This window comes from Microbacterium sp. NPDC077663, assembly GCF_044542795.1.
GTDB lineage: Bacteria > Actinomycetota > Actinomycetes > Actinomycetales > Microbacteriaceae > Microbacterium.
In genome coordinates this window covers 659,935-669,986 of record NZ_JBITVE010000003.1, presented here as the reverse complement: position 1 = coordinate 669,986, position 10,052 = coordinate 659,935, and the positions used below count along the sequence as shown (strand labels likewise).

Below are 10,052 nucleotides of genomic sequence, written 5' to 3'. Positions count from 1 at the left end.
TCGCCATCCCAGGTGGTGGGCGAGGAGAGGACATCGTTACCAACACCAATCACCATCTCCGCCTCACCGATGTAGTGCGTCTCTTCATCAACGATCGGTATCCGAACGGCATCTGAGGCTCCAGCAGCCGCAACTGCAGCAGTCAATTCGACCAGGGCCTCGGCGACGTCATCGGTAGTCACGATCGTCTCGCCGGCATACGTCACGCATCTCATTTGACCGGTGTACATGAGCTGCGGGCGATAGAGCTTTGGGTTGCCAAATCGGCCGGAGTCTGAGCCGGCAACGCCGCTAGGCGGTCTCATCCGCCTGGGCTGATGACGGTTCGGGGAGCAACCGCATTCCGGTGGGGGAGTTCGCAGACGTCATCAGCAGCTCAAGCCACTCCGTATTCAGACGCGGTCGCGCGTGCCGGTACTTCAGCACGAGACTGCTGGCACGGTTCACCCAGATCGACACTCGCCCGCTGCCCTCGACCGGCTCCACACCGATCGTCAACATGAACGCTTCACCCCGCCGCAGCTTCGCGCCTACCACCGCCTCCACGTGTGACAGCAGCCGGTCATCCATCTCGAACACATGGACACGGTGATAGATCAATCGCCCCACAGCGCACCTCCGGTACGTCAAAGACTCCACCGGCACCCGCGGACCGGGCACAGCAGAGACAGTCGAAACGCAACGGGGCAGTCGAGAAAGCGACCCGGACAGCCTATCTACACCCTCGGACAGCGCGGGCACGACGCGAGGCCATCCGTGCAACTCTCGCGGCGAAGGCCGTCGTGCACACTCTGAAACGGCTATCCTCGGCCCATGGGCCTCGCGCGCACGCTGCTGGATATCGCCATACGTGATGAGCAAGTGGCGCACCGGATCACCGCGGACGTGGATGTTCCTGCGGTGCGGGGCGAGATCCGTCGGCTTGCTCGGCAGGAGGGCGTGCGAATTCGTACTGCGTTGATGAACGACGTTCTTGTCGTTGTTCGGGCGAACGCGAAGGTGTGGACCGACACTCAGGAGATGATGCGGCACAAGCTCACGCCACGCTGACCCGCTCTCTTGGATGAGCGCAGACCACGCCATCAGTCCTGTTCGATCGGAGCAAGCATTTCGGTCTGGATTGCGCAAGAGGTTTGTTGAGTGGCGGAAACCGCGTACAACGGACGAATGGGCGTATCGCCGTCCGCGTCCACAAGGAACTGCGCCCGTTCATCCGGACGGCCATCCCTTCCTGGCCGCTCGGACTCGAGCAGCGCGACGAGCCGTGGCAGGTACTCGCCCTGCGCGATGAGACGCAGACCGTCCTGACCCTGTGGCGTCAGGACGACGCGCCGGCTGATGTGCGGGTGCCCGTCCGCACGCTCCGGGGGCGCGAGGTTCAGATCGAGGTCCTCTTCCCTGCGGATGGCGCGGCGTGGGGGATCACGTGGTCGGCCGGGGACGGGGTTCTCGAGGTGGATACCGACGACCCCTCCCTCGCAGCACGCGTCGTGCGCCTCACTCCGCAGTAGTGTTACGCGGCGACTTGCACGGCCGACGGGCAGGCAGCATCGTCGGGGGATGAGTTCCGTCCCTCCGATCGGTTCCCACCCGTTCGACCGGCTCGACCGGGCACGGTTCGACCGCCCCGAGAGCCGCAAGTGGAGTCTGCATCCCGGCGCCGTCGGCGCCTGGGTGGCCGAGATGGACTTCGGTATCGCGCCGCCGGTGTCGGAGGCGCTCCAGCGGGCGGTCACCGACGGCATCCTCGGGTACCTGTCCCCGCCGCTGGCCGCGGAGCTCGGCGAGGCGACGGCGGACTGGATGCGCGAGGAGTACGGCTGGGCCGTCGACCCCGAGCGGGTCCACCCGGTCTCGGACGTCATGGCCGCGCTCGGCGTCGCCGTCACCGAGTACGCACCCGCGGGGTCCGCGGTCATCGTGCCCACGCCGGCGTACATGCCGTTCCTCACGTACCTCCCGACGATCGGGCATCCCGTCGTGGAGGTGCCGGGGCTCGTCGTGGAGGGTCGCTGGCAGCACGACCTCGACGGCATCGACGCGGCGTTCGCCGCCGGGGCGCGAACCCTGATCCTCTGCAATCCGCACAATCCCACCGGAACCGTCCTGACCCGCGAAGAGCTGTCCGCTCTCGCCGAGATCGTCGAGCGACACGGCGGGCGGGTGTTCGCCGACGAGATCCACGCGCCGCTGCGGTACGACGGCGTCCCCCACGTGCCGTACGCCTCGCTGTCCGACGCGACCGCCGCGCACACGCTCACCGGCACGAGCGCATCGAAGGCGTGGAACCTCGCCGGCGTGAAGACCGCGCAGCTGATCACCTCGAACGACGCCGATCAGGCCGCCTACCGCCGCTTCGGGTTCGCCGTGCAGCACGGTGCCGCCACGGTCGGCGTCGTCGCGGCCATCGCCGCGTACCGACAGGGGCGGCCGTGGCTCGACGAGGTCATCGCCTATCTGGATGCCGAGCGGCACGGACTCGCGCGCCTGCTCGACGAGCATCTCCCCGGTGCGCGGTACACCGCGCCCGAGGCGACGTACATCGGCTGGATCGACGCGTCTGCGCTCGACCTGCCGGCTTCTCCCGCGACGTTCTTCCGCGAGGAGGCGGGCGTCGTCCTCACCGACGGCGCCCTGCTCGGCCGCGGCTATGAGGACTTCGTGCGGATCGTCTTCGCCACCCCGCGGCCCGTGCTCGCGGGCGCGATCCGCGCGATGGGGGAGGCCACCCGCCGGCTCACGCGATCCTGATCACCCCGGGTCACAGACCCGCGACGCGCTCGTCCTCTTCGGGCTCCGGCTCGGGCACGAGGCGCAGACCGCCCGGCGAGTTCGCCGTCGCCATCAGACTCTCGATCCAGGCCGGGTTCAGCGGGCCCGTCGAACGGCTGTGGTAGCGCACGTCCCAGCTGGTCGACACGCCGACCCACCGCGAGACGCGTCCACTTCCGAGGCTCGGGTCGACCGTCCACGTGAGGATGAACGGCTCGCGTCGCCGCAGCTTCGTCACCATCACGACTTCCAGGTGCGCCAGAAGACGGTCATCAAGCGTGACCGTCTCGGCGCCGAATGCCAAACGTCCCATCACCGCAAGCTTACGCTGTAAGCATGCGGTTTCGGCGGGAAAGAGGGAGGATCGGTGTGGAGGCTCCTCATGAGCAGACAGACCGACCGCGCGGCATCGCCGAGACTGAGCCGCGCCGGGATCATCGACGCGGCACTCGAGCTCGTCGATCGTTCGGGTCCCGCGGGGCTGTCGATGCGCGCCCTCGGCAATGAGCTGGGGGTCGAAGCGATGTCCCTCTACCGCCACGTCCACGGCAAGGAAGACCTCCTCGAAGGGGTCGTCGACGCACTGACCTCCGAGCTGACCGCGGTGATGGAGCGGGAGGCGGAGGAGCACTGGCAGACGTTCCTGCAGAACGTCGCGCACGCTGTTCGCGATATCGCGGTCTCGCACCCTCTCGCGTTCCCGCTGATCGCCACCCGGCATCCCGCCGCGCCGTGGCTGCGCCCCCCGCTGCGGAGCATCGAAGCGGTGGACATCCTCTTGCGCGTCCTGCTCGCACACGGCTTCTCCGACGAGCAGGCCGTCCGCGCCTACCGCGGGTTCAGCAGCTTCCTGCTGGGGCAGCTGCTGCTCGAGGCGGCCGTGCGCGGCGCCGATGTCGGCGGCGCGGGGGCGGCATCCGGCTCCGGCGAACCGTCGTTCTCGGGCCCGGGCGACCAGACCCTCGACGACACGCCTGAGGTGCGCAGACTGCGCCCGTTGCTCAGCGAGGACCACAGCAAGGAGGAGTTCGAGGCCGCCCTCGAGATCCTCCTCGACCGCCTCGAGACCGAACTCTCGCGCTGACGCTCTGAGAATCCTCGGTCCGGGTGCATCCGCGGCCGCCCTTCGACGGGAATACACAGTGGTGCCCGACGTCCGCCGGGCGCGACTCTTCTCATCGAAGGAGCACTGTGATGAACAAGAAGATCGGGATCGCCCTGGCCGCGATGGTGGCCGGTGCGCTGGCACTCACCTCGTCCCCGGCATCCGCCCATCAGGCGACGAAGCCCGCCGGCACCATCGTCGACGTCGCCGTCGCGGCCTCCGGCGGCGGCACCCTCGACGCCAACGGCTCGGACTACGACATCCTGATCCAGGCGCTCGTGGCGACGGGGCTCGACGAGGCCCTCGCCGACACGAGCACGAAGTACACGGTGTTCGCGCCGAACGACCGCGCCTTCCTGCGCCTCGTCACGGACCTCACGGGTGAGGCGCCGGCATCCGAGGCGGCTGCCCTCGAGGCGATCACCTCGACCTTCACCGGCGAGCAGATCAGCGACATCCTGCTGTACCACGTGGTCGCGGGCAAGAAGCTGTCGCCGGTCAAGGTGCTCTTCTCGCGTTCGATCGAGATGGCGAACGGCGGCACGATCGAGCCGCGCGGCATCGTGCTGCGCGACGAGACTCCGGAGCTGAAGAACCCCAAGCTCGTGCTGCGCGCGCTCAACATCCCGGCGTCGAACGGTGTCATCCACACGATCGACCGGGTGCTGGTCCCCGCGTCCTGATCGGTCCCGGCGCTCCGGCGGCGCCCGTCAGCGCGAGAGGAGACGCTGCAACCAGCGCGATCTCGCGTGACGGGCGTCGCGGGAGAGGGGGGCCGAGGGCACCAGCGCGTCGAACGCATGCGCGCCGCCCGGCCACACGTGGAGCTCCGCGTCGCCGCCCGAGGCCCAGATCCGCCGTGCGTAGTCGACGTCCTCGTCGCGGAACGTCTCGGCCGACCCGACCTCGATGAACGTGGGCGGCAGGCCGCTCAGGTCGTCGGCGAGAGCGGGGGAGGCGTAGATCGGCACCGCCTCGGCGGAGAGGGCGCCGAGGTACGCCGCCCACCCCGTGGCGTTCGCCGTGCGATCCCACGTGCCGGCCCCCGCCATCTGATGAGCGGATGCCGAGTCGTTGCGGTGGTCGAGCATGGGGTAGACGAGCATCTGACCGAGGAGCGCGGGGCCGCCTCGGTCGCGCGCGGCGAGTGCCGCACCGGCGGCCAGCCCGCCGCCCGCACTGACCCCCTCGAGGACGATCCGGTCGGGATCGAGGCCGAGGTCTTCCGCGTGCTCCGACATCCACACGAGGCCGGCGTAGACGTCGTCGAGGGGCGCGGGATAGGTGTGCTCGGGTGCGAGGCGGTAGTCGACCGACACGATCGCCGCACCGAGGTCGAGCGCGAGCTGCCCGAGGGTGGGGAGCACGTCGAACGGCGTTCCGACCACCATCCCGCCGCCGTGGACGTGATAGATCACGGGAAGGGGACCGCCGCGGTCTCGAGGGCGCAGCACCACCAGCCGCACGGGTGCGCCGTCGGCGCTTCGCGCCACGTGCTCCTCGGCCCGCAGGCGCCCCTCCAGGGTGTACTCGGCCGGGGTGGGGATCACGGCCCGCGCGCGGAGGGTGGGGATCTCTTCGGGGGCGAGCGAAACCACGACGTCGTCGGCTGTGTCGAGAGCCGCACGGACATCCGGGTCGAACGGCGGACGTGCGACGCCGTCGTCGACACTGGTTCCCTGGGGGCTCCGTTGCACCGCCGGCATCCCTTCTCCGATGCTAAATCGCGTTAGCTCGGAGGATAGCGGATCGGACGCGGATGCGCGTCAGGGATCGTTCGGCGCCGCGACCGATCCGCGATTACGCAGCGGCAGCGGGATCCGATGCACGCCCGAGTCGGCGTCGGGATCGAGGAGGAGCTCGACAGCGCGCAGTCCGAGGTCGAAGTGCGGGATGGCGAACGTCGTCAGGCCGGGATGCACCCAGCCGGCCAGCTGGTGGTCGTCGAAGGAGACCACCGAGAAGTCCTGCGGCACGCGCAGTCCCGCCTCGGCGATCGCCTGATACGCGCCGAAGGCGATGCGGTCGTTGAACGCGATGATCGCGCCCGACCGCACACCCGAGGCGATCAGGTCCGAGGTCGCCTTCCAGCCGTCGACCGGAAGCCAGATGCTGAGCATGCGACCTGATGCCGGCGACAGGCCGGCCGTCGTCAGCTCGCCGAGGATGCCTTCGAGGCGCTCGTGACCGGCGACGGTGTCGCGCGGGACGTCCGCGGTCGTCGGTCCCGCTCCGATCAGATGGATGCGGCGGTGCCCCAGGTCGAGCAGGAGTCTCGCGGCACGCCGACCGGCATCGAGTTCGTCGGGGAGGATGGCCCGGACGCCGTTCGAGCCGCGGTCCGGAAGCGCGTTCAGCAGGACCACGTTGCCGCCGGCGAGCGCCGTGGGGACGCGGCGCTCCCGCGTGAACATCGACGCCATGATGACCCCGTCGACCCGGCGATCGAGCATGGCGTCGATCAGCCGCTCGCGCTCCGATTCGTCGCCCTCGTACTCCCCGATGAACAGCAGATGCCCGTGGCGGCGGGCGCCTTCGAGGGAGCCCTTGATCATGTCGCCGGCCAGCTGAGAGGTCGCGACGGTGTCGGAGATGAAGCCGATCGTCCGGCTCGTGCCGCTGCGCAGACCCGCCGAGAGCATGTTCGGGCGGTAGCCGAGCTCGGCTGCGACGAGACGGATGCGTTCCTGGGAGGCCTCGGCGATGCGCATCTCGTCACCGCGGCCGGACAGGACGAGGGATGCGGTGGTGCGCGACATGCCGGCCGCGCGGGCGACGTCGGCGAGAGTCACGCGGTCCTTGCTCACGGCATCCTCCTGTCCCGCGATCCTAGTGGGGACCGACCTCGGGACCGGGTTCGAGGCGTGATCGGATCGGTGGGTCACAGCTGCATCACGCGCGGCGGCACCCCATTGACAGCGATCGGCAGCATGGCGCAAGATGACCTTGCTAACGCGATTTAGCACGCAGGCGCACTCTCCGCGATCACCCGAACGATGTGGTTCCCGAAAGGAGACATCGATGTCTCGATCCTCACAGCACCCCCTCCGCCCGCTCCTCCTCGCCGGGCTTTTCACGACCGTCGCGCTCGGCGTGACGGCGTGCGCCCCTCCCGGCGGCACGGCGGCTCCGCAGGCGTCGTCGACGTCGGACTTCGGCGCCGAAGGCCCGACCTGCGGCGAGGAGGACGTCGTCCTCAGCGGCTACTTCGAAACCGGGTTCCCGCTGCCGACCGCGCTCACCGAGGAGTTCACGAAGCAGTACCCGAACGTGACCTTCGACATCCGCGAGGACCAGTTCGCCGTCATCACCCAGAACGCGCCGCGCGTCCTGCAGGACTCGCCGCCGGACCTCATGCGTCTGCCGCAGATGTCCGAGCTCGCGACCGACGGACTGCTCCTGGACCTCGACCCGTACGCCGAGGCGTTCGGATGGACGGACTGGCCGGCCTCGCAGCTGCAGCAGCTACGCGTGGACGACGAGGGACGCCGCGGCAACGGACCGCTCTACGCCCTCGGCCTCAACTATTCGATGACCGGTGTCTTCTACAACAAGACCCTCGCCGATCAGATCGGGATGACCGAGGCCCCGGCGACGCTCGACGAGTTCGACGCCGCGATGCAGGCGGCAAAGGATGCCGGCATCACCCCGATCGCCCAGTTCAACGGTGGTGCCACCGGTGGACTCGCGTTCCCGCTCCAGGCGCTGATGGCCTCGTACGGCGACCCGGCCGCCATCAACGACTGGATCTTCCAGCAGCCGGACGCGACCATCGACACCCCCGAGAACCTCGCGGCGGCGGAGCACCTGAAGAAGTGGATCGACGCGGGCTACTTCGCCGACGACGTCAACTCGCTCGACTACGCACAGATGATGAGCCGCTTCATCGGCGGTGAGTCGCTGTTCATCTTCAACGGCGACTGGGAGTCGGGCAACCTCGACACCCAGATGCCGGGCGAGGCGGGCTTCTTCCTCATGCCTCCGCTGGAGGAGGGCGGCCAGATCGGCGCGATGTCCGCTCCGCTCACCTTCGGTGTCGCGGCGACGGCCGAGCACCCGGACTGCGCCGCGTTCTTCCTGAACTGGACGGCGACCGATGAGACGGCGCGCACGATCGGCGTCGAGGTCGGCGGCTCGCACCCGATGGGTCCGGCTGACGCCTTCATGCCCGAGGTCGACGCCGACTCCACGACGGCGGCGACCCTCGCCGCCGGCGCCCAGCTGAGCGAGGCCAACGGTGCGATGGACTTCATCGCCAACGCCACCGGCGCGATCTACGCCCAGAGCTGGACGCCCAACCTCCAGCGCATGGTCGCCGGCGAGCAGACTCCCGAGGGTCTGCTGAGCTCGGTCCAAGCCGACTACGAGAGCCAGGTCGAGGGCTGAGCATGACCTCCGCCCCTCCCGCTGCTGCGCCGGTGGTCGCCACCGGCGCAGCAGCGCTCGACGACGCCGGACTCCGCAAGCGCCGCCGCCGGCGGCACGTCCGCGCGAGCGTGGCCGCGTACCTCCTGGTGCTTCCGGCTGCGGCGTTCTACATCTTCTTCGTGCTGCGTCCGATCACGCTGTCGGCGCAGTACTCGTTCTACGACTGGAACGGCATCGGCCCGGCCACGTGGGTCGGCTTCGCCAACTACGTCGAGGTCTTCAGCAACCCGAAGCTGATCGGCGCGATCCTCAACGCCTTCGAGCTGATCATCTACTTCAGTCTCATCCCCGTCGCGATCGCGCTCGTGGCCGCGAACATGATCCGCGCCATCGCGGCGAGTCGGCTCGCAGGTGTCGCGCGGACCGTCCTGTTCCTGCCGCAGGTGATCCCGCTCGTGGCGGCGGGCATCATGTGGAGCTGGCAGTTGTCGACCAACGGCCTCGTGAACCAGTTGCTGGGCCTGATCGGCCTCGGCGGCGTGACGAAGGCGTGGCTCGGGGACTTCTCGACCGCGCTGCCGGCCGTCGGCGTCATCGGCGCCTGGGTGCAGGTCGGGCTGTGCCTCGTGCTCATCCTGGCCGGGATGACCAAGGTCGACCCCGCGCTCTACGAGGCGGCGCGGCTGGACGGGGCCGGTCCCGTGCGCGAGTTCTTCTCCGTCACGCTGCCCGGCGTGCGGCAGGAGGTCGCGGTCTGCGTCACCGTGACGGTGATCGCGGCGCTGGCGAGCTTCGACATCGTCTACATCGCCACGCAGGGCGGACCCGGCGACAGCACGCTCGTCCCCGGCCTTCAGATCTTCTACCTGGCCTTCTACGAGCGCGAGATCGGCACCGCTTCGGCGTTCGCCCTCGTGCTCATGGCTCTCGTCCTGCTCATCGTCCTCCCGCTCCAGCGCATCCTCCGAGGGAAAGAATCGTGATCGTCCGCCCCCAGGAGAAATGGATCGGCCGCATCCTGCTGATCGTCCTGATGCTCGTGACGATCATGCCCTTCCTCAGCCTGTTCGTCACCGCGCTGCACGAGCCGGGGACCTACCCCCGCGGGCTCGAGTGGCCCGAGAACCCGCGGTGGGACAACTTCGTCACCGCATTCGAGTCGGCCAACATGTGGGCCCTGCTGCAGTCCAGCTTCCTCATCGAGATCGCCGTCGTCCCGGCGGCAGTGCTGCTGGCGACCCTCGCGGGCTTCGCGCTCGGGCACCTGCAGCCGCGCGGCGGTCGGATCGTGTTCGTCGCCTTCATCCTCGGGCTCACGCTGCCCTTCGAGGGCATCATCACGCCGCTCTACTTCCAGGTGCGGGAGTTGGGCCTGCTGAACACCCGCTGGGCGATCATCCTGCCGCTCATCGGTCTGTTCATGCCGTTCGCCGTGATGTGGATGCGGGCGCACTTCATCACGATGCCGGCCGATCTCTCCGAGGCGGCGCGCATGGACGGTGCGACCACGTGGCAGCTCTTCTGGCGCATCCACATCCCGCTGTCCGTTCCCGCGCTGTCGTCGCTCGCGATCCTGCTGTTCCTGTGGACCTGGAACCAGTTCCTGCTCGCGATCGTGCTCGTCAACGACCCCGAGCAGCGGACGATGGCCGGTGCCCTGGGTGCCTTCCAGGGGCGGTACGGGACGGACATCCCGCTGCTGTGCGCAGGATCCCTCCTGATCCTCACGCCCACGCTGATCATCTTCCTGATCTTCCAGCGGCACTTCGTCTCGGCGCTCCTGCAGGGCTCGCTCAAGGGCTGATAC

12 protein-coding genes and 1 pseudogene are annotated in these 10,052 nt (G+C 68.9%); 8 read left to right on the top strand and 5 right to left on the bottom strand.

What is annotated here, in order from left to right:
- Both ACIGEP_RS15935 and ACIGEP_RS15930 read right to left on the bottom strand, forming a co-directional pair.
- A pseudogene (locus ACIGEP_RS15935) lies at positions 1 to 215 on the bottom strand (hypothetical protein); the annotation flags it as partial.
- Between the two features lie 76 nt (positions 216 to 291).
- Entirely contained in the window at positions 292 to 570 is a 279-nt protein-coding gene (locus ACIGEP_RS15930) for a hypothetical protein (protein ID WP_396662623.1), read from the bottom strand.
- 243 nt (positions 571 to 813) lie between these two features.
- Between ACIGEP_RS15930 and ACIGEP_RS15925 the strand changes: the two genes are divergently transcribed.
- From ACIGEP_RS15925 to ACIGEP_RS15915, 3 genes are all read left to right on the top strand, one after another.
- Complete coding sequence (locus ACIGEP_RS15925) at positions 814 to 1,050, top strand: hypothetical protein (protein ID WP_396662601.1); 237 nt, start codon at positions 814 to 816, stop codon at positions 1,048 to 1,050.
- Positions 1,051 to 1,136: 86 nt separating this feature from the next.
- Positions 1,137 to 1,511, top strand: coding sequence for a hypothetical protein (locus tag ACIGEP_RS15920; protein ID WP_396662600.1), 375 nt, complete (start codon positions 1,137 to 1,139; stop codon positions 1,509 to 1,511).
- A gap of 49 nt (positions 1,512 to 1,560) precedes the next feature.
- Entirely contained in the window at positions 1,561 to 2,751 is a 1,191-nt protein-coding gene (locus tag ACIGEP_RS15915; RefSeq protein ID WP_396662599.1) for a MalY/PatB family protein, read from the top strand.
- A 10-nt stretch (positions 2,752 to 2,761) separates the two neighbouring features.
- On the opposite strand, the gene ACIGEP_RS15910 is transcribed toward ACIGEP_RS15915, so the two are convergent.
- Entirely contained in the window at positions 2,762 to 3,085 is a 324-nt protein-coding gene (locus tag ACIGEP_RS15910; RefSeq protein WP_396662598.1) for a hypothetical protein, read from the bottom strand.
- 69 nt (positions 3,086 to 3,154) lie between these two features.
- Between ACIGEP_RS15910 and ACIGEP_RS15905 the strand changes: the two genes are divergently transcribed.
- Positions 3,155 to 3,856: a TetR/AcrR family transcriptional regulator C-terminal domain-containing protein gene (locus tag ACIGEP_RS15905; protein ID WP_396662597.1), complete on the top strand. Its 702-nt coding sequence runs from the start codon at positions 3,155 to 3,157 to the stop codon at positions 3,854 to 3,856.
- Positions 3,857 to 3,966: 110 nt separating this feature from the next.
- Entirely contained in the window at positions 3,967 to 4,560 is a 594-nt protein-coding gene (locus tag ACIGEP_RS15900; RefSeq protein ID WP_396662596.1) for a fasciclin domain-containing protein, read from the top strand.
- Between the two features lie 27 nt (positions 4,561 to 4,587).
- Here ACIGEP_RS15900 and ACIGEP_RS15895 read toward each other — a convergent pair whose 3' ends face one another.
- Positions 4,588 to 5,574: an alpha/beta hydrolase gene (locus tag ACIGEP_RS15895; RefSeq protein WP_396662595.1), complete on the bottom strand. Its 987-nt coding sequence runs from the start codon at positions 5,572 to 5,574 to the stop codon at positions 4,588 to 4,590.
- Positions 5,575 to 5,643: 69 nt separating this feature from the next.
- On the bottom strand, positions 5,644 to 6,669 hold the full coding sequence (locus ACIGEP_RS15890; protein WP_396662622.1) for a LacI family DNA-binding transcriptional regulator: 1,026 nt from the start codon (positions 6,667 to 6,669) through the stop codon (positions 5,644 to 5,646).
- A 229-nt stretch (positions 6,670 to 6,898) separates the two neighbouring features.
- Here ACIGEP_RS15890 and ACIGEP_RS15885 point away from each other — a divergent pair, with 229 nt between their 5' ends.
- From ACIGEP_RS15885 to ACIGEP_RS15875, 3 genes are read left to right on the top strand one after another with little or no spacing between them, the layout of a single operon-like run.
- The gene (locus ACIGEP_RS15885; RefSeq protein WP_396662594.1) at positions 6,899 to 8,263 is read left to right on the top strand and encodes an ABC transporter substrate-binding protein; all 1,365 of its coding nucleotides are present in this window, start codon (positions 6,899 to 6,901) and stop codon (positions 8,261 to 8,263) included.
- A gap of 2 nt (positions 8,264 to 8,265) precedes the next feature.
- Positions 8,266 to 9,228 carry a carbohydrate ABC transporter permease gene (locus ACIGEP_RS15880; RefSeq protein WP_396662593.1) on the top strand — a complete coding sequence of 321 codons (963 nt, stop codon included), beginning with the start codon at positions 8,266 to 8,268 and terminating at the stop codon, positions 9,226 to 9,228.
- A complete protein-coding gene (locus tag ACIGEP_RS15875) occupies positions 9,225 to 10,049 on the top strand; it encodes a carbohydrate ABC transporter permease (RefSeq protein WP_396662592.1) in 825 nt (274 codons plus the stop codon). The genes ACIGEP_RS15880 and ACIGEP_RS15875 overlap by 4 nt, the downstream gene beginning before the upstream one ends.
- Positions 10,050 to 10,052: the final 3 nt, after the last annotated feature.

Coding starts and splice junctions, on each gene's coding strand:
- ACIGEP_RS15930 (WP_396662623.1), bottom strand. CDS start 570: ATGGATGACCGGCTGCTGTCACACGTGGAGGCGGTGGTAGGCGCGAAG.
- ACIGEP_RS15925 (WP_396662601.1), top strand. CDS start 814: ATGGGCCTCGCGCGCACGCTGCTGGATATCGCCATACGTGATGAGCAA.
- ACIGEP_RS15915 (WP_396662599.1), top strand. CDS start 1,561: ATGAGTTCCGTCCCTCCGATCGGTTCCCACCCGTTCGACCGGCTCGAC.
- ACIGEP_RS15910 (WP_396662598.1), bottom strand. CDS start 3,085: ATGGGACGTTTGGCATTCGGCGCCGAGACGGTCACGCTTGATGACCGT.
- ACIGEP_RS15905 (WP_396662597.1), top strand. CDS start 3,155: ATGAGCAGACAGACCGACCGCGCGGCATCGCCGAGACTGAGCCGCGCC.
- ACIGEP_RS15900 (WP_396662596.1), top strand. CDS start 3,967: ATGAACAAGAAGATCGGGATCGCCCTGGCCGCGATGGTGGCCGGTGCG.
- ACIGEP_RS15885 (WP_396662594.1), top strand. CDS start 6,899: ATGTCTCGATCCTCACAGCACCCCCTCCGCCCGCTCCTCCTCGCCGGG.
- ACIGEP_RS15880 (WP_396662593.1), top strand. CDS start 8,266: ATGACCTCCGCCCCTCCCGCTGCTGCGCCGGTGGTCGCCACCGGCGCA.